The organism is Methylobacterium sp. J-088 (genome assembly GCF_022829295.1).
Taxonomy (GTDB): Bacteria; Pseudomonadota; Alphaproteobacteria; order Rhizobiales; family Beijerinckiaceae; genus Methylobacterium.
On record NZ_JAKSYH010000175.1, the window covers coordinates 53,602 to 76,662 of the forward strand.

Sequence of the window (23,061 nt, forward strand, 5' to 3'; positions counted from 1 at the left end):
GCGATGGCCGAGATCCGGATCTTCGGCATCCGCCACCACGGCCCGGGTTCGGCCAAGTCCCTGCGGGCGGCGCTCGACGGGTTCGCGCCGGATTGCCTGCTGATCGAGGGGCCGCCGGAGGCCGAGCCGCTGCTCCCGCTCGCGGCCGATCCCGGCATGAGGCCGCCGGTGGCGCTGCTGGTCTACCGGCCGGATCGGCCGCGGGCGTGCGGGTTCTTCCCCTACGCGGATTTCTCGCCGGAATGGGTCGCGCTGCGCCACGGCCTCGCGGCCGGGATCCCGGTGCGGTTCATCGACCTGCCGCAGGCGGTCCGGCTCGCCGACGGGTTTTCGCCCGAGCCGGCGCTCCCGGCGGAGCCGGCCAGTGATGCGGCCGAGATGGACGACGCCGCGGCGGCGGCGCCCGAAACCGATCGCCAGGACCCTGTCGCCGCGATCCGGCGCGATCCGCTGGGCGAGCTGGCGCAGGCCGCCGGACAGGCGGACGGCGAGCGCTGGTGGGACGCCCTGGTGGAGGGCCGGGGCGGGGCGGACGGCGACGTCTTCGCGGCCATCGCGGAGGCGATGACGGCCCTGCGCGAAGCCGAGCCGCAAGGGAGCGAGCTGGGAGAGAGCGATCCCGAGGAGGCGGCCCGCGAGGCGCAGATGCGCACCGGCATCCGGCGTGCCGCCCGGGACGGGTTTGCGCGGATCGCCGTCATCTGCGGCGCGTGGCACGTCCCGGCGCTGCTGCGCCACGACGCCCGCGGTCAAGCGGCGTCCGACACCGCGACCCTCAAGGGCCTGCCCAAGACCAAGGTCGCGGTCGCCTGGGCGCCGTGGTCCTACCCGCGGCTGGCCGCGGCGAGCGGCTACCGGGCCGGGGTGCTCTCGCCCGAATGGTACGACACCCTGTGGCATCACGAGGGCCGGGTCGCGGCCTATTGGCTCGCCCGGGCGGCGGCGCTGCTGCGGGGTGAGGATCTCGACGCCTCGCCGGCGTCCGTGATCGAGGCGGCCCGCCTCGCCGAGGCCTTGGCGGGGTTCCGCGGCCGGGCGCAGCCCGCCCTGGAGGATCTCGACGAGGCGGCGCTCGCGACCCTGTGCTTCGCCGATCCGGCCCCGATGGCGCTGATCCGGCGCAAGCTCGTGATCGGCGAGCGGCTGGGCGCGACCCCGCCGGGCAGCGCCGGCACCCCCGTGGAGGCGGATTTCGAGGCCCAGTGCCGGCGCCTGCGGCTCAAGCTCGGCGCGGAGACGGCTGAGATCACCCTCGACCTGCGCAAGGAGACCGACCTCGGCCGCAGCCAGTTCCTCAACCGGCTCCGGCTGATCGACATCCCCTGGGGGACGCCGCGCCAAGCGCGCGGGCGCGGCACCTTCAAGGAGGCGTGGGCCCTGGCTTGGCAGCCCGATTGGGTGGTCGAGCTGGTGGCGGCCTCGGCCGACGGCGGCACGGTCGCGGAGGCGGCCGCCGAGCGGGTGCGCGCCAAGGCCCGGGAGGCGACCCGCGTCGCCGACCTCGCGGCGCTGATCGGCACGCTGCTCGATGCCGATCTCGGGGCGGCGAGCGGCGATGTGATCCGGGCGCTCGACGCCCGCGCTGCCGTCTCGGCGGACGTGTTCGACCTAATGGAGGCTCTGCCGCCGCTCGCGGAACTCGCCCGCTACGGTTCCGTGCGCGCCTCCGCCACCGCACCGGTCCTGGCCCTGGTGCGGGGTCTGCTGCCGCGGGCGGCGGCCGGCCTCGTCGCCGCCTGCCAGAGCCTCGACGATGCGGCCGCTGCCGACGCCAAGGCGCGGATCGTCGCGGTCTCCGGCGCGGTCGCGCTCCTGGAGGATCCCGACCTCGCCGCGATCTGGCGAAATGCCCTGCGGGCTCTCGCCGATCAGGAGCACGTCCACGGCCGGGTGGTCGGCCGGGCCGTGCGCCTCCTCCACGAGGGCGGCGCCCTGACGGATGCCGAGGCGGGCGACCGCCTTCACCGCGCCCTGTCGCGGGCGACCGAGGCCCTGGCGGCGGCGGCCTGGATCGAGGGTTTTCTCGCGGAGAGCGGCACGACGCTGGTCCATGGCCGGGGCCTGCTCGCCCTGGTGGATTCCTGGCTCGGCGGCCTCGCGCCCGAGATGTTTTCGGAATTGCTGCCGCTGGTGCGCCGGACCTTCGCGACCCTCGCGCCGGCAGAGCGCCGGGCCATCGGCGAGGCCCTGGCCCGGCCGGAGGGTGCGGGCCGCGGCGAGGATGTCCCGGGAGCCCTGTTCGATGCGCAGCGCGCCGCGCGGGTGCTGCCCATCCTGCGCCTGCTCCTCGGGCCGGAGCCTGCCACGGAGGGAAGAGCGTGAGCGAGACCGAGCGCCTGCGCCGCTGGCGCCTCGTCCTGGGCGGCGGCCCGGCGGACGGCATCGGCTGCCCCCTGTCCGAGCGCGACCTTCGGATCGACCAAGCGCTCGGCGCCCTCTACGATTCCGACCGCAAGGCCGGGCTCGGCGCCTCCGCGCCCTCCGTGCCGCGCTGGCTCGGCGACATCCGCGACTACTTCCCGGCCTCCGTGGTGCAGGTGATGCAGCGCGACGCGTTCGAGCGGCTCGACCTCAAGCGCATGCTGACCGAGCCCGAGATGCTGGAGGCCGTGGTGCCCGACGTGGCCCTGGTCTCGACGCTGATCGCCATGCGCAGCCTCCTCGGCGGCCGGACCAAGGAGACCGCCCGGCTGGTGGTGCGCCGGGTGGTCGAGGCGCTGATGCGCAAGCTCGAAGAGCCGGTGCGACAGGCGGTGAACGGCGCGATCGACCGGTCCCGGGTGAACCGGCGCCCGCGCCACGCCGAGATCGACTGGAACCGCACCATCCGGGCGAACCTGCGCCACTACCAAGCCGACTACAAAACGATCATCCCCGAGACCCGGCTCGGCCACGGGCGCCGGAGCCGCGGCTCCCTCAAGGACGTGGTGCTGTGCATCGACCAGTCGGGCTCGATGGCGGCCTCCGTGGTCTATGCCAGCATCTTCGGCGCCGTGATGGCCTCGCTGCCGGCGGTCTCGACGCGGCTCGTGGTGTTCGACACCGCGGTGGTCGATCTCTCCGACACGCTCGACGACCCCGTCGAGGTGCTGTTCTCGGTGCAACTCGGCGGCGGCACCGACATCAACCGGGCGGTGGGCTACTGCGCGTCGCGCATCACCCGGCCCGAGGACACGATCCTGGTGCTGATCTCCGACCTCTACGAGGGCGGCGTGACGGAGGGTCTGCTCGGCCACGCCCAGCGCCTCGTGGCCGCCGGGGTGCAGTTCGTGGCGCTGCTCGCCCTGTCGGATTCCGGCGCTCCGTCCTACGACCGGGCGCTCGCGGCCCGGCTCGCCGCGCTCGGCGTTCCGGCCTTCGCCTGCACGCCCGACCTGTTCCCCGACATGATGGCGGCGGCGATCCGCAAGGCCGACCTCGACGCCTGGGCGGCGGGTGCCGGCATCGCGGCGGTGCGGGCCGATCCGGGGCCGGATGGCTAGAGCGCTCTCCGCCAATCAGGGCGACCAACTCACTGAAATCTCAGCTCGTTTTTGGCCCACCGGCCTGAAGGCCCCCGTCGATCCCGTGGATCTGGGTGCAACCCTTCTCTGGGGCAGGGCCAAGCGAACAGCCGTCGGATGTGCAGGCCATCGACGGCGCCCGGCAGGATGGTGTCGTTCATGCGCAGCTCGGGGCGTCCGTGTGCTTCGACGAGCTCTCCGACCGCGCCCGATCTGCTGCGTCCTGTCGGAGACATCGCACAGACCCGTCCCGAGGCCCGGCAGGTCACCGGCGGCCTTCCTGAGCCCGTCACTGTGGATGTCGCAGACGAATTTCCGAGCTATCCGCGGCCGATGCCCTCTGCGCCGGCAACATACTGTGCTGTTCGTGGCGTCCGCTTCCCGTGAGATGCGGCGTTCGGCGGCCCAGGAATCCACGCCCGCCCTTGAATGATGCACCGCTAATTGATAGTTTGCTATCGATACGCGCTGGGCCGTCAAGGATCATCCATCGCAATCACCCGGGGGCGTGAGATGACAGCCGGAACCCTCCGCCAGCTCCGTCTGGCCTACACCCAAACGCTGCTGCTGTCCGGGCGCCAGTGGCGGCGGCTCGCCAACGCGGCGACCGAAGCGCATGGCATCTCAGAAGCCAAGGCTATGCCGCTGGTGCTGATCGCCCGCATGGGCGGCGCGCCGCGTCAGACCACCCTGGCGGATGCGATCGGCATCGAGGGCCCGTCGCTGGTGCGGCTCCTGGATCAACTCGAGAAGACGGACCTCGTCGCCCGCCGGGAGGACCCGACCGACCGGCGCGCGAAGGTGCTGACCCTGACGCCTGCGGGGCAGGCGGTCGTGGCGCGAATCGAGGCCGATCTGGAGCGGCTGCGGGATGCGGCCTTCGCCAAGGTGAGCGCCGCCGACCTGGAGGCGGCCTTACGGGTGTTCCAGGCCCTGCAGGACCATATCGGCGGCGCGGTCGAGCTCGACGGGGCGGAGGCCGCGGAATGACCCTTCCGGGCTGGCGCGACTGGGCCTTCGCGCTCAAGACCTTCGGGGCCGGCATGCTGGCCCTGTTTCTGGCGTTCTGGATCGACCTGCCGAACCCCTACTGGGCGCTCGGCACCGTCTATATCACCAGCCAGGTGCTGGCCGGCGCCACCCGCTCCAAGGCGCTCTACCGGGTGCTCGGCACCCTGCTCGGAGCGGTGGTCACGGTCGCCCTCGTGCCGAACCTCGTGAACGCGCCGGAACTCCTCACGCTCGCCATCGCGGCCTGGGTCGCGACGTGCCTGTACGTCTCCCTGCTCGACCGCACCCCGCGCAGCTACCTGATGATGCTCGGCGGCTACACGGCGGCGCTGATCGGCTTCCCGGCCGTGGGCGAACCCGGGACGATGTTCGATATCGCCGTGGCCCGGGCCGAGGAGATCACCCTCGGCATCCTCTGCGCAAGCCTCGTCAACACGGTCGTGCTGCCGCAATCGGTGGCGCCGGTGATCTCCGGCCGGCTCGACCTCTGGCTGCGCGACGCGCGGGAGTGGGCCATCGACGTCCTCGCCCGCACCCGCGCGTCGCGGGACACGCAGGCCACCCGGCTGAAGCTCGCCTCGGATGTGGTCGCGTTCGATGCCCTGGCGACGCCGCTGCGCTACGACATGACCGGTGCGGAGCGCTCGGCTGAGGCCATGGCGACCCTGCGCCAGCACATGCTGATGTTCCTGCCCATCGCCTCCGCGGTCTCGGACCGTATCGAGACGCTGGAGCGGGCGAACGCGCTGCCGCAGCGCCTGCGCACCCTCCTCGACGCCATGGCGGCCTGGCTCGCGGCCGGAACCACCGAGCAGGCGCAAGCCGACCGCCTGAAGGCCGACGCGGACGCCCTCGAACCCGGGCTCGGCGAGCGGCCATCCTGGGACGCCCTGGTACTGGCCAGCCTCCTGGCGCGGCTGCGCGACTTCATCGACCTGCGCCAGGACGCCCGCATCCTGCAGCGGCACATCGCGGATGGCACGCCGGTCACCGAGGACCTGACCTTCCGGTACACCGCGGCGGCACGAACGATCCGCCACCGCGATCACGGCATGGCGCTGCTGTCGGCTCTGGGCGTGTTCCTGACCGTCCTGGTCACCTGCGCGATCTGGATCGCGACCGGCTGGCCGCACGGCTCGGCCGCCCCGATGATGGCCGCGGTCGGCTGCAGCCTCTTCGCCGCCCAGGACGACCCCGCGCCGTTCATCGTGAGCTTCGCCAACTCGGCCATCCTCGGCGCCCTCGGGTCTGGCGCCTACCTGTTCGCCGTCCTGCCGCTGGCCACCTCCTTCGAGATGCTGGCGCTCGCGCTGTCCCCGGGCCTGCTAATCTGCGGGGTGTTCATGGCCCAGCCGAAAACCGCGCCCCTGGCGATGGGCGCGGCGCTCAACGGTTCGGCCATGATCGCGCTCCAGGGCAGCTACACGGGCGACTTCGTAGCCTTCGCCAATGCGTCCGTCGCGGTCATCGTCGGGATGTGGGTCGCCGCCATCGTCACCCGCCTCGTCCGCTCGGTCGGCGCCGGCTGGTCGGCGCGGCGATTGCGGGCCATCAACCGCCGCAGCCTCGCCCGCGCCGCCGAGCGCCAGGGCGCGCAGAACGGCCTCGAACTCGCAGCCCTGATGCTCGACCGGGTCGGCCTGATCGCGCCGCGGCTGGCCGCCCTTCCGTCCGACGATGCGGAATGGACCGCCGACCTCCTGGCCGAGGTCCGGGTCGGCATCAACGTCGTGGAGCTACGGCGCGACCGACGACAGCTTTCGGAGCCGGCCCGGGCGGCCGTCGAGGCGCTCCTGGCCGCGCTGGCGCGCCACTTCGGAGCCGAGCCGGGAAAGCCCGCCCCGGGCCTGCTCGACACAATCGATGGGGCCCTCGACGCCGTCTCCCGCGACGCGCGGCAGGCGCCCGGACGGGCTGCCTTGATGGGACTCGTGGGCATCCGGCGTGGCCTGTTCCCGGACGCGCCGGCTTACCGTTCGACCCTGCCCAGGGTCACGCATCCGGAGCTCGCGGCATGACGGGTGAACTCGATCTCTACGGGGTCTTCGTGCCGAGCCTCGCGGCCTGGATGCTGATCGCCTTCGCGGTCAGCCTGCCCCTGCGGCGGGTGCTGGCCTGGACCGGGTTCTACCGCATGGTCTGGCACCGGCCCCTGTTCGACCTCGCCCTCTACGTCGTGCTCCTCGGCCTCGTCGTCTCGGTTGCGGTGCCGCTCACCTCCTGACCGGCGGGCGCGTCCGGCCGCCCCGCCTCGCCCCTGCACAGATCTTCCGGATCGACCCCATGCCTCGGTTGCTCGCTCTCCTGATCCGCCTCCTCGTCACCCTCGGGATGGTCGCCGCCGCCATCGTGGTCGGGCTGGCGCTGTGGGACTACTACATGGAGGCGCCCTGGACCCGGGACGGACGGGTGCGGGCCGACGTGGTGCAGGTGGCCCCCGACGTGTCCGGCCTCGTCACCGAGGTTCTCGTCGCGGACAACCAGGTGGTGAAGCGGGGCGACGTGCTGTTCCGCATCGATCCCGAGCGCTTCGATCTGGCCCTGCGCCAGGCGGAAGCGATGGTCGAGGGCAAGCAGGCGACCGCCGAGCGGGCCGCCGCCGACTCCATCCGCTACCAGAAGCTCAGCGACGCCGCCGCGTCCCAGCAGCGGGTCGAGGCGGCCCGGGCGACCGACCTGGAAGCCAAGGCGGCGTACGGACAGGCGGTGGCAGACCGCGACCTCGCCAAGCTCAACCTCGAACGCTCCGCGGTGAAGGCCTCGGTCAACGGGCGCATCACCAACATGGAGCTGCGGCCCGGCACCTACGTCACAACCGGGCGCGGGGTGATGGCGCTGATCGACAGCGACACGCTCCGCGTCGAGGGCTACTTCGAGGAGACCAAGCTCCCGCGCATCCACGTGGGTGACAGGGCCAGCGTCCGCCTGATGGGCGACGATTCCACGCTGAACGGCCGCGTGGAGAGCTTCGCGGGCGGCATCGAGGACCGCGAGCGCACCGCCGGATCGAATCTGCTGGCCAACGTCAACCCGACCTTCGCCTGGGTCCGGCTGGCCCAGCGCATCCCGGTGCGGATCAAGCTGGACGACGTTTCCGACGAGACCCGCCTGGTCTCGGGCCGCACCGCGACGGTCGCGGTCGAGCCCAAGGGCGAGAGACCGCATTTCAGCCTGTTCGGGTCCTGGCGGGGCGCGCCGCAGCCCGCGACCCAGGAGACGAAAACCCGTTAGGGAGCCGTCCATCGACCGGCCGACACTGCAGGATCAGCTCAGCGCGGCCTCGCGTTCCCCTGCCGGCTGCTGCGGTCCGCCTGTCGAAGTGGCGGCTCCGCACGGGCGAAGCGTCCGTGGGTCTGCGCTAGGGCCGCGGGATGGACACTCCGCTCCGTTCGATCTGGCTCAGGACTCGATGCAGATCGAACGGCTTGGGCAGGAAGGTCGCACGGGCCGGAAGGGCCTCGCGGCTGACCGGCGCTTCCCCGGAGACCACGAAGAGGAGCGTCGGCGGGAATCGTTCGCGCACGTAATGCGCGAGCTTGAACCCGTTCATATCGCCGGGCATCTGCACATCGGTCAGCACGACCCGGATCTCGCCGTGCCGTTCGAGCAGCGCGATCGCCTCCTCGGCGTTGCCCGCCTCGAACACGCGCCAGCCCCGCTCCGCGAAGAAGTCGACGATGTCGAAGCGCAGGAGCGCCTCGTCCTCGACGACGAGCACCGTCTTGTCACCGATCGGCGACCTCTGCCCCACCGCTACCCGTTCCCCCTTCGCGAATCGCATCGCCCAGGCGGGCATCCAGCGTGAACGTCAGCCCGTCCGCCCGGTACTCGGTCTCGGCCGTCCCTCCGGAATACGAGCGCAGGGAGCGCTCGATCAACGTCGAGCCGAACCCGCGCCGGGTGGGCTTCGCGACCGGCGGGCCCCCCTGCTCGCGCCAGGTGAGGCGGAAGCGGGCCTCCGGTCCCGTTCCGTCCACCTGCCAGGCCAAATGGACGCGTCCGGCCTTGGTCGAGAGAGCACCGTACTTGGCCGCGTTGGTCGCCAGTTCGTGCAGGGCGAGGGCCAGGGCGATAGCCACCTGCGGCTGCAGGGTGACGGCGGGCCCGTCGAGGACGATGCGCGTCCCGAGTTCACCGTGCGGCGCCAGGGCATGCTCGGCGAGGGCACACAGGTCGGCCGAGCGCCACGACGCCCCGGTCAGCACATCGGTGGCGGCCCCCAAGGCGACCAAGCGCGCGGACAGGTTCTCGCTGGCGGATGGCAGGTCCGTGGCGTTGCGCAGGGTCTGCAGGGCGATCGACTGGACCACCGCCAGCACGTTCTTCAGCCTGTGGGCCAGTTCGCCGTTCATCATCCGCATGTCTTCCTCGGCCCGCTTGCCGGCGCGGAAGTCGCGGGTGACGGTGCCGTAGCCGAGGGTGTTCCCGTCCGGATCGGTGACGGGGAACATCGCGTAGAGCACGGGGATCGGCTCGCCCGTGACGAAATGGCGGACGCGCAGCTCGACGGCCCAGTGCCCGTCCCGCCCGACCGCCGGCAGGACCTCGTTCGCCACGATCGCCGCCTCCTCGGGCGGGAAGAAATCCGCGATGACGAGTTCGGTGATGTCGGCGGCGCCGAGTCCGACCAGTTCGCGGGCCGCATCGTTCATGTAGAACATGCGCCCATCGACATGCGCCATGCCGATGAAGTCGGTGCTGTTCTCGGCCAGCCGCACGAAGCGGTCGCGCTCCTCCTCGCTCTTGCGTAACGCCGTGATGTCGCGCGACACCGACAGGATGCGCTGCGACGTGCCGTCCAGGCCCCGGATCGGACTGACCGCGACGTGCCACCACTTGGGCGTGCCCCGCATGGTGCTGGCGCGTCCCACGAAACTGGCCGAGCGTCCCTCGCGCGCGCCCTGTACGGCCGCGAGCGCGTCGATGTGGCCGCTGCCGGTCCAGAAATCCGGCCACGGGCAACCGACGATGGCGTTGAAGTCGCTGACCTCCATCACACGCTGACCGCCCTCGCTCATGAAGGTCAGCTTGCCGTCGCGGTCGAGCACCTTGATGCAGTCGGTCGAGCTGGCCAGGACGCTCGTCAGGAAGGCCTCCCGTTCCGCCTCATCCGCCGCCACGCGGAGCAAGCCGTCCCGTGCGGCATCCGAGGCGCGCAGCGCCTGCCGCAGGACGACCAAGAGCCCGACAAGGCCTGACGTCGTCGCGGCGTAGACCGCGGATGCGGTCCATCGAATCGACGTGAGGTTGCCGGACGCGGGAGGGTCGAGGAGCACGCAGCCGGCACAGAGGGTCGAGAGCAGCGTGGCCCACAGCCCGGCGCCGCCCCCCAGCAGCAGGGTCACCATCACGACGGCGGGCGTGAACAGGAACCACGGGGCGAACTCGGCGAACAACGCCAAGCGAAGCAGGGCGACGGCAAAGACCGCCAGCGCCGCAATGCCGTATCCCAGGAGAAAGGGCGGCGGGCTTGCGACGACGCCGGCGCGGAGCCGAGAGAGGGCGAAGGCCGAAATGGTCGTGGTCTCACTGGCACATGACGGTCAACGTCAGGTCCATCCCGTTACCGGGACGATTGTGTCTGGGCCAAGGCTGATCGGGATCGCGCGTCATCGATCCGCGGACGGGCTGCAGCCGAACTGGGAACGGTAGCTGCGCGCGAAATGGGCTGCGCTCGCGAAGCCGCAAGCCGCCGCGATCTCGCCGATCCGGAGCGGGCTCTGCCGCAGCAGGCGCCGGCCCTGGGCGAGGCGGATGGCCCGGTACTGGGCCGTGAAGCTCAAGCCCCGCTTCTCGAGGAACAGCCGGTCGAGGTGGCGCTCGCTGATCGACACGAGGCGGGCCATGGCGCGGCGCCCGAGCGGCGCTTCGATCGTCTTCTCCATCGTCTCGATGACGGCGAGCAGGGCCGGGTGATGGACCTGGTACCGCTCCGCCGCGGAGGCGCGCTGAGGGTCGTCGGCCGCGCCCACCGCCGTGTGCAGGAACCAGTCCGACACCCGGCGGGCAAACGCCGCGCCCATGCGTTCGGCGATCAGCCCGTAGGCCATGTCGAGGGGCGCGACCCCGCCGCCGCAGGTCGGCCGGTCGGCGTCCGCGACGTAGCGCGCGCGGGTCAGGCGCGCATCCGGAAACGCCTCGACCGTGGCTCCGGCGTATTCCCAGTGAATCGTGAAGGCGCGATTGCCCAGCAGCCCGGCCGCGGCCATCAGGTAGGGGCCGCCCGAGATCCCGCCGATGCGCACGCCGAACCGGGCCATCCGCCGCAGGGCCGCGTGGATCGCCGGCCTGTCCCAGCCCGCCGGTTCACCGCCCGCGCAGACGAACAGGGTGTGGAGACGGAAGCGCGCGCGGGGCAGCGGCTCGGCGGGAATCGCGGCTCCGGAGGAGGACACGACTGGCCCCCCGCCCTCCCCGAAATAGCGCAGTCGGTAGAGGGCCCGCCCGGCGAGATCGTTTGCGGCCCGGAACGGCTCGCAGGCCGAGGCGAACGACAGCAGCGCGAAGCCGGGGACGAGGAGGAACCCGATCTCCTGCGGTCGCTCACCGAAGGCTGGATCGCCCTCCTCCAGCTTCCGCGTTCCATTCTGTCTCATTCGTGCAAGAAATCGTCTCTGACGGTCAAGCGCAACCGGCCGGGACCGGCATCCTGGGCCGCATCCGCCGTTCTCACGAGATCGCGCCCGCATGCCCGGCTCCGCAGCACCGCCCTCCGTCGCCGACCCGCACGACGGGACCCGCACGCCCGGGGACGCCCGATGACCCGGCGGGTGGATGTCGCGGTGCTGGGATTGGGGGCGATGGGCAGCGCCACGCTCTACCAGCTGGCCAAGCGTGGGGCCTCGGTCATCGGGATCGACCGCTACGCGCCGCCGCACGCCCTCGGGTCGAGCCACGGCGAGACGCGGATCACCCGCCAGGCCGTCGGCGAAGGGCGCGACTACGTCCCGTTCGTCACCGCCTCGCACCGCATCTGGCGCGAGCTTGAAGCCGCGACCGGCGAGACCCTGCTGAACGCCTGCGGCGCCCTCGTCATGGCGCCCGGCCACGGGGTCTCGTCCCACCACGGCAAGCCGGATTTCGTCGGCCGCTCGATCAGCGCGGCCGAGGGCGCCGGCATTGCCCACGCGGTGCTCGACGGCGCCGAGGTCGCCCGCCGCTTCCCGCAATTCCTGAATCTCGCGGGCGACGAGAAGGCCTATTACGAGCCGGGCGGCGGCTACGTGATCCCGGAGCGCTGTCTCGCGGCGCAGCTCGCCTGCGCGGCCGCGTCGGGCGCCGAGATCCGGACCGGCTGTGCGGTGCGGGCGCTGCAGCAGGACGGGGACGGGATCCGCGTGGACACCGCCGACGGCGAGATCCGCGCCGACCGTGCGGTGGTCGCCGCCGGCGCCTGGACGGCCCCGCTGCTCGGCCAGCCCTTCGATCGCCTGCTCACGATCCGCCGCCAGTTGCTGCACTGGTACGCCCTGGCGGACACGGCCGCCTACGGCCCGCAGGCGCCGGTCTTCATCTGGATGTACGGGACGGGCGACACGGACTACCTCTATGGCTTCCCGCCGATGCCGGGGGAACGCGCCCTCAAGGTCGCCACGGAGCAGTACGGCACCAGCACCACCGCCGACGCCGTGGAGCGCCGGGTCGACCCGCTGGAATCGGCCGAGATGTACCGGCTGCGGGTCGAGAACCGGCTGGCCGGCGCTACCCCGGAGGTCGTCCGGGCCGCGGCCTGCGTCTACACGGTGACCCCCGACCGCGGCTTCATCATCGACCGGCACCCCGCGATGGACCGGGTGCTCGTGGTCTCGGCCTGCTCGGGGCACGGCTTCAAGCACTCGGCCGGCATCGGCGAGGCGATCGCCGCAGACCTCGCCGGCGAGCCGCAGCGCATCGACCTCGCCCCGTTCGCCCTCGCACGCTTCGGTTGATCCGCTGGCGCTTCACCTGTCCGGGAAAGGGCCAACCGTCACCCCCTAAGCCGGCTGGCGCAGCGCCGGCATGGCGCCGAAGCGAATGATCTCGTGGTGCATCCGGTCCAGCGGCAGGACCTTCATGGCGGCGCCCCGCTCGATCGCCTCCTTGGGCATGCCGAAGACCACGCAGCTCTCCTCGTCCTGCGCAACCGTGAGCGCCCCGGCCCGGCGCATCTCCAAGAGGCCGTTGGCGCCGTCATCCCCCATGCCGGTCATCAGGATGCCCAGCGCGTTCGCGCCGGCGCAGCGCGCGGCCGCGCGGAACAGCACGTCCACGGAGGGCCGGTGGCGCGAGACCAGAGGGCCGTCCTTCACCGAGACGGTGTAGCGGTTGCCGGTCCGCTGCAGCAGGAGGTGGCGCCCACCCGGGGCGATCAGCGCCCGGCCGGGCAGCACGGCGTCCCCATCCTCCGCCTCTTTCACCGCGATGGCGCAGAGGCCGTCGAGCCGCCGGGCGAAGGCCGCGGTGAAATGCTCGGGCATGTGCTGGACGATCACGACCCCCGGGCAATCCGGCGTCAGCGCTTCCAGCACGTCGCGCAGCGATTCCGTGCCCCCCGTCGAGGCGCCGACGCAGACGATCCGATCCGTCTCGGCCACGGCCCGGTTGAGGCTCGGGGCCGGCAGCACGGCGTCGGCCGTCAGCTTCTTCTCGATGCGGCGGGGCTCCGGCCGGCTCGGACGCAGCTTCGCCCGGGCGGCGGCCCGGACCGCGTCGCAGACCCGCACCGAGGATTCGATCAGGAACTGGCGGGTGTCGATCCGGGGCTTGGATACGACATCGACGGCGCCGGCCTCCAGCACGTCGAACAGGGTTCGCGAGCCCGCCTCGGTGAGGGCCGAGCAGACGATCACCGGGATCGGCCGCTGCGCCATGATCTTGCGCAGGAAGGTCAGCCCGTCCATCCGCGGCATCTCCAGATCGAGGAGGATCACGTCCGGCACCGCCTCCTGGATGCGCCGGGCCGCGATGAACGGGTCCGCGGCCGTGCCGAGCACCATGATGTCGGGCGCGCCCTCCAGGATGGTCACCAGGGTCTGCCGGACCGCGGCGGAATCGTCGACGATCAGGACGCGGATCGGATCCTGCCGGGGCATTGGATCTTGCCGGGTCATTGGATCCCGTCCCGCGTCCTGCGGAAGATGGTCGAGGAGACCTGCTCGAGGCCCGGCACGCCGGCCCCGGTCATGGATTCCGAGTGGCCGACGATCAGGAAGCCACCCGGCCGCAGATGCCGGGCCAAGCGGCCGAGCACCACCTTCTGGGTGTCCTTGTCGAAATAGATCAGGACGTTGCGGCAGAAGACGAGGTCTACGTCGTGGTCGACCGCGTAGGCCGTGTCCATGAGGTTGAGGTGCTGGAAGTGCACGTGGCTGCGCAGCTCGGGCACGATCCGCCCGAGCCTCCGCTCCGGGTCGCGGGAGGCCATCACGTAGCGGCGGCGGTAGTCCGGCGGGATCTGCGCCAGCATCTCGTCCGGATAGATCGCCTCGGCGGCGACCCGCAGGACCTCCGTGGAGATGTCGGTGCCGAGGATCGCATAGCTGAACCCGTGCCCGGCCGCGATCATGGCCTGCAGGACCATCGCCAGGGTGTAGGCCTCCGCCCCCGTCGAGGCGGCGGCGCTCCAGATCTTGAGGCGCGGGGTCCCGCACCGCTGCCGGCACAGCACCGGCACCAGATCGTCGCGCAGATGCTCGAAATGGACGGGCTCCCGGAAGAAATCCGTCTTGTTGGTGGTGATGCAGTCGACGATGTGGACGAATTCCTCGGCGAGGTGCCCGTCATCGAACAGGTGGTCTCCGTAGGCCTTGAGGCTGTCGAGATCGAGCGCCCGCATGCGCTTGCGCAGCCGGCCCTCGACCATGGTGCGCTTGGTCTCCGGGATCTGGATGCCGATCCGCGCCTGGATCAGATCGGCGACGGTGTAGAAATGGCGGTCCTTCAGCTGCGGCATGGCCTCGCTTCCCGGCGGTCAGGCAGCAAGCGGCGGCTCGAGCAGGGCGGGCTCGTCGCCCGCCATGAGCGCCTCGAGATTGAACACCACCACGAAGGCCTCACCCTTGCGGCCGATGCCCGCGATGTAGTTCGAGCGCCAGCGGCCACCGACCTCGGGGGCCGATTCCATCTCGGCCCGATCGAGTTCCGTCACCTCGATCACCCGGTCGGCCACGAAGCCGACCCGCAGGGCGCGGTCGCGCAACGGGATGTTCAGGAGGATGATGCGGGTGGCGGGCGTCACCGGGATCGCCGGCAGGCCGAGCTTGGTCCGCAGATCGATGACCGGGTAGCTCTGCCCGCGGACATCGATCATGCCGACCAGGAAGGGTGGGGCGTACGGCAGGGCGGCCGGCGCGCGGTAATCGAGGATCTCGTGAACCGACTCGATGTCGATCCCGAAGATCTCACGATCGAGTCCGAGGGTCAGATACTGCCATACGCTGGACATCCGGGTCTCCGGCTTGGTTGCTGCCTGTCGGATCCCTGTCTCGGGAATCCGTACATCGGGTCTGTAGGAGCGTGGATCCCGGGATCCGGGCCGCGCGGGCGCAGGGCCCGCGCGGTTGTCGCCTCGCTCAGGCGGCGCGGATGAACTCGGCATCGCGGGCATCGCCTTCGCCCATGTCGAGGGCGAAACCTGCCGCGGCCGCCCGGTCCGCCCGCAGGACCCCCTTCACCTTCGGTGCCGCCTTGCCCGGCCGGACCGGTGCCGCCGTCCGCGCCGCCGCGGCGCGTTGCTGCTGCGGCGCCGCTGTCACACCCGAGGACGCCTCGATCCGGAAGTAGGCGATCGTCGCCTGCAGCCGCTCCGCCTGGGTGGCCAGCTCGTCCGAGGTCGCCGAGACCTGCTCGGAGGCACTCGCGTTCTGTTGGGTCACCGTGTCGAGCTGCTGGATCGCCTGGTTGATCTGTCCAGAACCGACATCCTGCTCCCGGCACGCCGCCGAGATCTCCTCGACCAGCGTGGCGGTCTTCTTGATGTCGGGCACCAGCTTGGCCAGCATCTCACCGGCCTGCTGGGCCGCCTTGACCGTGTCGGCCGACAGGGTCCCGATCTCGGCGGCCGCCGCCTGACTGCGCTCGGCCAGCTTGCGCACCTCCGAAGCCACCACCGCGAAGCCCCGCCCGTGCTCACCCGCACGCGCCGCCTCCACCGCCGCGTTGAGCGCCAGCAGGTCGGTCTGCCGAGCGATCTCCTGCACAATGGTGATCTTTTGCGCGATGGTCTGCATCGCGTCGACCGCACGCCCGACCGCCGCACCGCTGGCCTCGGCGTCCTGGGCCGATTGCCGGGCGATGGTCTCGGTCTGGCCGGCATTCTCGGCGTTCTGCTTCACGTTGGCGGCCATCTGCTCCATGGAGGCGGCCGCCTCCTCGGTGGAGGCCGCCTGCTCGCTCGACCCCTGCGACAGCTGCTCGGCCGAGGACGACAGCTCTTGTGAACCCGCCGACACGTTGTCGGCCGCCGCGCTCGCCTCCATCACCACCGCGCGCAGCTTCGTCAGCATCTGCTCGAGGGCGATGCCGAGCACATCCTGATCGGATAGGCGCTGCGTCTCGACGGTCAGGTCTCCCGCGGCGATCGCGCTGGCGACGCCCGCGATCGCTTTCAGGTTCTCTGTCATCGCGCGGAGATTGCCCTCGACCTCGCTGCTGAGACCGCCGAAATCCTTCGACAGCGTCTTGCTGAAATCGCCGACCGAGGCCGCTGCAAGGACGCCCGAGATCTCCCGGAAGGCCTGCTCCACCGCCCGGGCGGTGCCGTCGATTCGGCCGACTTCGTCCTGCCGGCCCGTATCGAAGGGCGTGGCAAGATTCGCCAGGTTGGCGCTGATCCGGGTGACCGGCTTGGCGACGGTGCGGACCAGGACGAGCCCGATCGCGGCGGCGATCACCAGATTGGCGGCGATGCCGAGCAGGATCATCTGCGTCGTCGTGTCGAAGGCCGCGTTCTGTGCGGTCCGGCGCGTCTCCATCAACCCGGATTCGGTGCCGATGATCTGGCCGATCTCGCCGCGCAGGCCGTCCATCGCGGCCTTGCCGGTGCCGGCGATCTCCGCCTGCCGGGCGGCGTCGCGGGTCCGGGGATCGGCCATCTGGGCGATGCCCTTTTCGGCCACGCCGGTGTGCCAGGATTCCGCAAGACGGCGGACGGTGGCGAGCCGCTCCTGCTGAGTCGGATTGTCCGCCGTCAGGCCCTTGGTCTGCTGCCACGCGGTCTCGAACGCGGCCCAGCCCTTGCGGTAGGGGTCGAGGAACCTCTCGTCCCCAGACAGCAGGAACCCGCGGTAGCCGGTCTCCTGATCGACCATGGCGGCGATCGCCCGGTTGGCGGCATCCATCACCTGGATGGTGTGATCCGTCCAATGCACCGATTGCCGGATCTCGGTCGATTTCCAGTAAACGACGCCGTTGATGCCGAGGCCGACCGCCAGCATCAAGGCGAAGGCCAGAAATAGTTTCCTTGGTATCGAGATATTGTCGAACATGGTCATTGATGAACCCTCACTGGTTGAATCCGTGGATTAGGAACGTCGACCCGGGGGTCGCACCGTCTGTCTGTCGTGCGGTGGCCGAGGCCACCCGCTGCTCTTCCTCTGGTGATGTTCCGTCAGGCCGCGCGGACGAACTCGGCGTCGCGGGCGTCGCGGGCCGAGCCCTCGCCCATGTCGAGCGCGAAGCCCGATGTCCCGGTCACGCGCGTGCTCGCCTTCGGCACCCTGCCTTTGGCGGCCGGTTCCTTGGCGGCCGGTTCCTTGCCGACCGGCTTGCCCGCCCAGGTCGTGGGAACCACCGGAGCCCGCCGGTCGGTCCGGAAGTAGGCGATCGTCGCCTGAAGCTTCTCCGCCTGCATGGCCAGCTCGTCCGAGGTCGCCGAGACCTGCTCGGAGGCGCTCGCGTTCTGCTGGGTCACCTTGTCGAGCTGCTGGATCGCCTGGTTGATCTGGCCGGCGCCGACATCCTGCTCCCGGCACGCCGCCGAGATCTCCTCGACGAGGCTGGCGGTCCGCTTGATGTCAGGCACCAGCTTGGCCAGCATCTCGCCCGCCTGCTGGGCCGCCTTGACGGTGTCGATCGACAGGGTCCCGATCTCGGTGGCGGCCGCCTGCGAGCGCTCGGCGAGCTTGCGCACCTCGGACGCCACGACTGCGAAGCCCCGCCCGTGCTCGCCGGCGCGCGCTGCCTCGACCGCCGCGTTCAGCGCCAGCAGATCGGTCTGCCGGGCAATCTCCTGCACGATGGTGATCTTCTGCGCGATGGTCTGCATCGCGTCGACCGCACGCCCCACCGCCACGCCGCTCGCCTCGGCATCCTGGGCCGATTGGCGGGTGATGGCCTCGGTCTGGCCGGCATTCTCGGCGTTCTGCTTCACGTTGGCGGTCATCTGCTCCATCGAGGCGGAGGCCTGCTCGGTGGAGGCCGCCTGCTCGCTCGACCCCTGCGACAGCTGCTCGGCCGAGGACGACAGCTCCTCGGACCCGGCCGATAAGTTGCCGGCCGCCGCACTCGCCTCGGCCACCACCGCGCGCAGTTTCTCCAGCATCGTCTGCAGGGAGAGCCCCATCCGGTCCTTGTCGGAGAGCGGTTTGGCCTGGACGGTCAGGTCGCCCTGCGCGATCACGTCGGCCAAAGCCGCGGTGGCATTGAGATTGGCAATCATCCGATTCATGGCGGCCATCAGATCACCGATCTCGTCGTCGGCGGTCACCGTGATCGTCTGGTCGAGATCACCGACCGCCACGGCTTCGGCGAGGGACACGGCCCGGGCGAGGCCGCGCGCGATCGAGACGGCGAGCCAGCCGGCGATACCGAGGCCGATGAGGAACGCGCCGGCGACCGTGCCGAGCAGGATCGCCTGCCCTTCGCGGGAGGCGGCGTTCGCCTGCTCGACCGCCGCGATCCTGCGCACTTCCTGATAGCCGATCAGAGCGTCGAGGGCCTGAGCCGTCTCGATGCTGGCCGTCGAGTACTCGCCCGACGCCAGGGCGGCGGCCTGGACCGACGCACCGGTCTCCACCGTGGCGAGTGTCTTGTCGGCCGCGGCGCTCCACGTGTCGAAGGCCCGGCGGAAGCCGTCGATGGTCACCCCGTTGGCGGCGCGGATCAGCGCGTCCAGACGGTGTGCGAGTTCCGCACGGCTGCGTTTCACGGCGTCCACCCGGCTCGCCAGCGCGTCCTGCGTGCCCGCTGCGGCGGCGGCCTGCATCTGGCCCCAAGTGCGTTCGAGCTGGACGTGGAAGGCCGACACGGCCCGGAGAAGGTGCATCCCCGCCGGGGTACTGGCCTTCGCGGCGATCCCTTCGAGTTCGGTGCGCAGGGCGATCATCGCCGGACGGCCGGCGGCATCAAGCTCGCTCCAGGTCCGGCTCGCGGAATTGAGGCGCGTCAGCTCGATGACCCGGCCTCCAAGCGCCCGCTGCCTGTCGAACTTGCCGACCGCCGCATCGAACAGTCGGCGGGCCTCATCGGTCATCAGCAGGGGTTTCACCTTGTCGAGTTCCGTCAGAGTCTCGGCCCGGTATTGCGAAGCGCGCTGGGCGAAGTGCGCCATCTGTTGGTCGCTGGTGCTGATCACCGACGCGCGCGTGTTGGAGACGGTCCGGATCGCCATCGCCTTGGCGGCCAGGACGCGGCTCTCCAGCTCGGAGCGCGCGACGAGCAAACGCATGGCCTCGTCGTTGGCAATGAGCCTCCGATACCCGACGCCGCCGGCCAGTCCGGTCAACAGGAGAATGGCACCGAAACCGCCGGCCAGCTTGGCCTTGATCGAAACCCGCATCTCTACGACCCCCCGGTCAGTTCAAGATCTGCTGCATGTCCGGAATGATCACGAAATCATCCCCGGACTTGACGATGGAACGGATGTATTCAGGCCGCCACGATGTGCCGATCGTCGGCACTTGCTGGCGGGTTTCAAGGGCGACCGCGGTCACCTCGAAGACCCGGTCGGCCACCAGCGCCACCAGGGCCGCGTCGCCGTCGAGATCGAGTTCGATCACCACGAAGCGGGTGTCGGGCGTCGCGGCCGTCACCGGCATGCCGAAGCGCGCGCGGATATCGGCGAGCGGCACGACGTTGCCGCGCACGTTCACGATGTGGGCGAGATGGGGCTGCGCCCCGGCCACCCGCGTGGTTGGGATCGGATCGATGATCTCCCGCACCATCCCGGCATCGAGCGCGAAGGTCTCGGAGCCGATGCCCAGCATCACGACTTGCAGGCTGCCGGCCGCCCCGCCGGCCTCGACCAAATCGGTCATCATGCCACCTCTTGGTATGCGCGCAGCCCGTCCGGCTGGCCGGCCGCCGCGACCTGGGCGGGATCGATGATGAGCGCCGCGGTGCCGTCGCCGAGGATCGTGGCCCCCGAGAAGGTCGCCACGTCGGCATGGAGCTTCGACAGCGACTTGATCACCGTCTGGTGGTTGCCGAGGATCTGGTCGGCCACCAACCCGATCCGGGTTTCGCCGACCGAGACGACGATGACCTTCTGGTGCGGGTCTGGCTCGCCCGTCGCCTCGAACAGGGTCCGCAGACGCAGGAACGGCACGAGGTCGCCGCGGATGCTGAGGAAGTCCCGGCCGTGGCCGATGTGCCTGTCCCCGGGCAGCTCGATGCATTCCTCCACCGCCGCCAGCGGCAGGACGTAGCGGGCCTCGCCCACCCGGATCAGCAGCCCGTCGATGATCGCGAGCGTCAGCGGCAGGCGCAGCACGATGGCCGTGCCGGCGCCGGGTTCCGTGGTGATGTCGATGGAACCGCGCAGGGCCTCGATGGTCTTCTTGACCACGTCCATGCCGACCCCGCGGCCCGACAGCGCCGAGATCTCATGCGCGGTGGAGAAGCCGGGGGCGAACAGGAATTGGTAGACTTGCTGGTCGGTGAGCGGCGTGCCGGGCTGGACGAGCCCCCGCTCCTCGGCCTTGGCGCGGATGCGGGCGACATCGAGGCCGGCGCCATCGTCGCGCACGCTCACCAAGACCTGGGCGCCGGCATGCTGGGCCGTGAGCGCGATCCGCCCGGTCTCGGCCTTGCCGGCGGCGACGCGGCACTCGGGCGCCTCGACCCCGTGATCGATCGCGTTGCGGATCAGGTGCACGAGTGGGTCGGCGAGGCGCTCGATCACGGTCTTGTCGAGTTCGGTCTCCTCGCCATCGGTGACGAAGGTAACGGGCTTGCCGAGGTCGCGCGACAGGTCGTGGACTAGGCGCCGGAAGCGGCTGAACAGCGTGCCGATCGGCACCATGCGGATGCCCATGGTGGTGTCGCGCAGCTGCGCCGACAGGCGCTCGATCTCCTCGGCGATGGTCTTGATCCCGGCATCGGCCTGCAGCCCCGCGAGCTGGCTGAGACGCGCCTGGGCGATGACCAGCTCGCCGACCCGATCCATCAGCTCGTCGAGCCGTTCCGCCTCCACCCGCATCGTGCTGGCGGCGCGCGGTGGCGGGCGGCGCTCGGACAGGCTGCGGTCGGGGGTGTTCCGATCCGGCGGGGCCGGCGCGACGAGCGCGGTGCTCGCCGCGGCCGTGAGGGCCGTGGCTTCGGAAACCGGTGCGACCGGAACGGCCACGGCGGCCTGGGCGGGCTTGGACGCGGCGGCGGGCGCTTGGGTGGCGGCCGCTTGAGCGACCATCGCTTGGGCGACGGGTTCGAGCACGAGGGGCTCGAGCGTCAGGGTCATGGCGTCGCGCACGAACAGGAACACATCCTCGATCGCCTCGCGTCCCACGGGACCCACGAGGGTCACGTCCCAGCCGATGGCGAGGCTCTCCGGATCGAGGTCTTCGAGGTCCGGCAGGTCCCCGAGGCGGGGTACGATCGTGCAGGCTCCGAGTTCGGCCAGCTCGTCGAGGAGCGCCAGCGGATTGCTGCCGTTGCGCAGGATGTCGGGCGCGAAGGTCAGCCCGATCCGCCATCCGTTCGGCGTAGGCGCCGGTGCAGGTGGCATCGGCCCGGCCGCAGCCGGTTGCGCCGGCGCGCCGCCCACGAGGCGATCCAGTTCCGCCAGGATCGCCTCCCCGATCACCGCGGTGTCGGGATCGGGCTCCTCGATCAGCGTGCGGATATAGTCCTTCGCCGAGAGCGCGACGTTGATGAGATCGACGCTCGGCGCGATCTGGCCGCGCCGGACCCGGTCGAACGCCGTCTCGAAATCGTGGGTGAAGGCGGCGACCCGGTCGAAGCCGAACATCGCACCGGAGCCTTTGATGGTGTGCAGGGCCCGGAAAGCTGTGTCGATCAGCGCCGTATCGTCCGGCCGGTCACCGAGATCGAGCAGCGTGGTTTCCAGGCGTTCGAGAAGCTCACTGGCTTCCGCCAGGAATACGTCTCGTGGATCGAGCGTCGTCATCGTCAAGCAGATCCGAATCCGGTGGCCTTGAGTTTCGTAAAATGTCTTTCCGATTCGGCCAATCCGCAGGTTCGGCACGCTGCAGTTAAGACCTAGGGAAGACGATCCCCCGACCATCTCTAACGTGGGATTGTTATAATGTATTTATTTGAACTTTTGTCTACGAAATTATCTGAATCGTCAGCGGTCGGAACAAATTTTTTTACGAAATATAGCTCGATAATTGAAAGTGAACTCTTCTAGAAAAGCGAATAACAACCGAACAATCTTTGATCTTCCAACGAGAGGCGGTTTTTTTTAAACCTCTGAAATCGAGTTCTTGACCCATGCTCACCCGGAAACTCCGGCCCGCTCATGATTGCGATGCGCTCTGCCCCCGCCACGACCGCAAACCTCTGCCGCTCAGAACAGATCGACGCCCGCGAGAGGATCGGTCCCGCTCGTTTCCGCGGGCGATGCAGCGGGTGCGTCGAGCAGACGTTGGGACATCCGGTCCCGAACCTCGCCGAGGGTGCAGCGCGCGATCGCCGCCGCGATCCAGGTCGGCTCATCCGCGTCGATCCCGGGGGCGCCGACCGTCGCGTCGGTCTCGTCGGACAGCTGCCGCACGCGCGCCTCCGTGGCCCCCAGCAGGATCTGCAGATTCTGTAGGCGTTGCTTGGCGAGATCCTGGAACTGCATGGCGACGATCGCCCCGGAGACATCCTCCGCGATGGCTTCCGTCGTCCGGACGGTCTGCGACAGCACTTCGGCGAATCGCATATTCTGGCCGACGAGAGCGTCCATCACGAGGCGCACCCGGGCGTCGGCGCTCCGGCTCTCCTCGGACATGTCGATCGTCGCGATGTCGCGCAGCAGGGTATGGCTGTCGTGCAGGCCGGTCGCGATCGAGCCGATCTGCCGCTTGATCACGCCCGAGAGCGCGTTGATCGAGCCCGCGAGGCCGCGGACCTCGTCGGCCACCACCGCGAAGGCACGTCCCGCCTCCCCCGCGCGGGCGGCCTCGATCTTGGCGTTGAGCGCGAGGAGGTTGGTCTGGCGGTTGATCTTCTCGATCTCCGCCACGCTGCCGTCGATGGATTTGAGTTCGTGTGTAGGGCGGTGACAAAACCATCCACTGGAGCGTCGGCGGGGTGCTGATGCGGCCGGGGTAAAAGCCGGCCAGTGGAGAGGCTTCTCTTTCGGGAGGGGCCCAGGATGTTTGCCGTGGAAGTCTACGCGGCC

Annotated in this window: 18 protein-coding genes; 7 read left to right on the forward strand and 11 right to left on the reverse strand. The window is 70.4% G+C overall.

All coding sequences use genetic code 11. The annotated features are described in order from the left end of the window. Positions 1-3 precede the first annotated feature (3 nt). The 6 genes from MKK63_RS19775 (at position 4) to MKK63_RS19800 (ending at position 7,745) form a co-directional block, all read left to right on the forward strand. Complete coding sequence (locus MKK63_RS19775) at positions 4-2,322, forward strand: DUF5682 family protein (RefSeq protein WP_244004798.1); 2,319 nt, start codon at positions 4-6, stop codon at positions 2,320-2,322. Further along, on the forward strand, positions 2,319-3,482 hold the full coding sequence (locus MKK63_RS19780) for a VWA domain-containing protein (protein WP_244004800.1): 1,164 nt from the start codon (positions 2,319-2,321) through the stop codon (positions 3,480-3,482). Before MKK63_RS19775 ends, MKK63_RS19780 begins: the two co-directional genes overlap by 4 nt. Before the next feature lie 534 nt (positions 3,483-4,016). Then, on the forward strand, positions 4,017-4,493 hold the full coding sequence (locus MKK63_RS19785) for a MarR family winged helix-turn-helix transcriptional regulator (protein WP_244004801.1): 477 nt from the start codon (positions 4,017-4,019) through the stop codon (positions 4,491-4,493). Then, on the forward strand, positions 4,490-6,532 hold the full coding sequence (locus MKK63_RS19790) for an FUSC family protein (protein WP_244004803.1): 2,043 nt from the start codon (positions 4,490-4,492) through the stop codon (positions 6,530-6,532). Before MKK63_RS19785 ends, MKK63_RS19790 begins: the two co-directional genes overlap by 4 nt. Continuing rightward, a complete protein-coding gene (locus MKK63_RS19795; protein ID WP_244004805.1) occupies positions 6,529-6,738 on the forward strand; it encodes a DUF1656 domain-containing protein in 210 nt (69 codons plus the stop codon). The genes MKK63_RS19790 and MKK63_RS19795 overlap by 4 nt, the downstream gene beginning before the upstream one ends. A gap of 59 nt (positions 6,739-6,797) precedes the next feature. Further along, complete coding sequence (locus MKK63_RS19800) at positions 6,798-7,745, forward strand: HlyD family secretion protein (protein WP_244004807.1); 948 nt, start codon at positions 6,798-6,800, stop codon at positions 7,743-7,745. A 127-nt stretch (positions 7,746-7,872) separates the two neighbouring features. On the opposite strand, the gene MKK63_RS19805 is transcribed toward MKK63_RS19800, so the two are convergent. The 3 genes from MKK63_RS19805 to MKK63_RS19815 all read right to left on the reverse strand — a co-directional run bounded on the left by MKK63_RS19805 (position 7,873) and on the right by MKK63_RS19815 (position 11,110). Next, positions 7,873-8,265 carry a response regulator gene (locus tag MKK63_RS19805; RefSeq protein ID WP_244004809.1) on the reverse strand — a complete coding sequence of 131 codons (393 nt, stop codon included), beginning with the start codon at positions 8,263-8,265 and terminating at the stop codon, positions 7,873-7,875. Further along, a complete protein-coding gene (locus MKK63_RS19810; protein ID WP_244004811.1) occupies positions 8,240-9,916 on the reverse strand; it encodes an HWE histidine kinase domain-containing protein in 1,677 nt (558 codons plus the stop codon). The genes MKK63_RS19805 and MKK63_RS19810 overlap by 26 nt, the downstream gene beginning before the upstream one ends. Positions 9,917-10,123: 207 nt before the next feature. After that, positions 10,124-11,110, reverse strand: a complete 987-nt coding sequence (locus MKK63_RS19815) for a GlxA family transcriptional regulator (protein WP_244004813.1) — start codon at positions 11,108-11,110, stop codon at positions 10,124-10,126. 162 nt (positions 11,111-11,272) lie between these two features. Here MKK63_RS19815 and solA point away from each other — a divergent pair, with 162 nt between their 5' ends. Next, complete coding sequence (gene solA / locus MKK63_RS19820; RefSeq protein WP_244004815.1) at positions 11,273-12,442, forward strand: N-methyl-L-tryptophan oxidase; 1,170 nt, start codon at positions 11,273-11,275, stop codon at positions 12,440-12,442. Between the two features lie 45 nt (positions 12,443-12,487). On the opposite strand, the gene MKK63_RS19825 is transcribed toward solA, so the two are convergent. From MKK63_RS19825 to MKK63_RS19860, 8 genes are all read right to left on the reverse strand, one after another. Continuing rightward, a complete protein-coding gene (locus MKK63_RS19825; protein WP_244004829.1) occupies positions 12,488-13,585 on the reverse strand; it encodes a chemotaxis response regulator protein-glutamate methylesterase in 1,098 nt (365 codons plus the stop codon). A 14-nt stretch (positions 13,586-13,599) separates the two neighbouring features. Further along, on the reverse strand, positions 13,600-14,445 hold the full coding sequence (locus MKK63_RS19830; protein ID WP_244004817.1) for a CheR family methyltransferase: 846 nt from the start codon (positions 14,443-14,445) through the stop codon (positions 13,600-13,602). An 18-nt stretch (positions 14,446-14,463) separates the two neighbouring features. Next, positions 14,464-14,937: a chemotaxis protein CheW gene (locus MKK63_RS19835; protein ID WP_244004819.1), complete on the reverse strand. Its 474-nt coding sequence runs from the start codon at positions 14,935-14,937 to the stop codon at positions 14,464-14,466. Between the two features lie 127 nt (positions 14,938-15,064). Next, complete coding sequence (locus MKK63_RS19840; RefSeq protein ID WP_244004821.1) at positions 15,065-16,984, reverse strand: CHASE3 domain-containing protein; 1,920 nt, start codon at positions 16,982-16,984, stop codon at positions 15,065-15,067. Positions 16,985-17,100: 116 nt separating this feature from the next. Beyond that, entirely contained in the window at positions 17,101-19,269 is a 2,169-nt protein-coding gene (locus tag MKK63_RS19845; RefSeq protein ID WP_244004823.1) for a methyl-accepting chemotaxis protein, read from the reverse strand. 16 nt (positions 19,270-19,285) lie between these two features. Beyond that, entirely contained in the window at positions 19,286-19,750 is a 465-nt protein-coding gene (locus MKK63_RS19850) for a chemotaxis protein CheW (RefSeq protein WP_409564535.1), read from the reverse strand. After that, entirely contained in the window at positions 19,747-21,837 is a 2,091-nt protein-coding gene (locus tag MKK63_RS19855) for a chemotaxis protein CheA (RefSeq protein ID WP_244004826.1), read from the reverse strand. The genes MKK63_RS19850 and MKK63_RS19855 overlap by 4 nt, the downstream gene beginning before the upstream one ends. Before the next feature lie 402 nt (positions 21,838-22,239). Then, a complete protein-coding gene (locus MKK63_RS19860; protein ID WP_409564536.1) occupies positions 22,240-22,902 on the reverse strand; it encodes a methyl-accepting chemotaxis protein in 663 nt (220 codons plus the stop codon). Positions 22,903-23,061 lie beyond the last annotated feature (159 nt).

Excerpts from the sequence above, each read along its gene's own strand:
- MKK63_RS19775 (WP_244004798.1), top strand. The coding sequence starts at position 4 with ATGGCCGAGATCCGGATCTTCGGCATCCGCCACCACGGCCCGGGTTCG.
- MKK63_RS19785 (WP_244004801.1), top strand. The coding sequence starts at position 4,017 with ATGACAGCCGGAACCCTCCGCCAGCTCCGTCTGGCCTACACCCAAACG.
- MKK63_RS19790 (WP_244004803.1), top strand. The coding sequence starts at position 4,490 with ATGACCCTTCCGGGCTGGCGCGACTGGGCCTTCGCGCTCAAGACCTTC.
- MKK63_RS19795 (WP_244004805.1), top strand. The coding sequence starts at position 6,529 with ATGACGGGTGAACTCGATCTCTACGGGGTCTTCGTGCCGAGCCTCGCG.
- MKK63_RS19800 (WP_244004807.1), top strand. The coding sequence starts at position 6,798 with ATGCCTCGGTTGCTCGCTCTCCTGATCCGCCTCCTCGTCACCCTCGGG.
- MKK63_RS19815 (WP_244004813.1), bottom strand. The coding sequence starts at position 11,110 with ATGAGACAGAATGGAACGCGGAAGCTGGAGGAGGGCGATCCAGCCTTC.
- solA (WP_244004815.1), top strand. The coding sequence starts at position 11,273 with ATGACCCGGCGGGTGGATGTCGCGGTGCTGGGATTGGGGGCGATGGGC.
- MKK63_RS19825 (WP_244004829.1), bottom strand. The coding sequence starts at position 13,585 with ATGCCCCGGCAGGATCCGATCCGCGTCCTGATCGTCGACGATTCCGCC.
- MKK63_RS19830 (WP_244004817.1), bottom strand. The coding sequence starts at position 14,445 with ATGCCGCAGCTGAAGGACCGCCATTTCTACACCGTCGCCGATCTGATC.
- MKK63_RS19835 (WP_244004819.1), bottom strand. The coding sequence starts at position 14,937 with ATGTCCAGCGTATGGCAGTATCTGACCCTCGGACTCGATCGTGAGATC.
- MKK63_RS19840 (WP_244004821.1), bottom strand. The coding sequence starts at position 16,984 with ATGACCATGTTCGACAATATCTCGATACCAAGGAAACTATTTCTGGCC.
- MKK63_RS19845 (WP_244004823.1), bottom strand. The coding sequence starts at position 19,269 with ATGCGGGTTTCGATCAAGGCCAAGCTGGCCGGCGGTTTCGGTGCCATT.
- MKK63_RS19850 (WP_409564535.1), bottom strand. The coding sequence starts at position 19,750 with ATGATGACCGATTTGGTCGAGGCCGGCGGGGCGGCCGGCAGCCTGCAA.
- MKK63_RS19855 (WP_244004826.1), bottom strand. The coding sequence starts at position 21,837 with ATGACGACGCTCGATCCACGAGACGTATTCCTGGCGGAAGCCAGTGAG.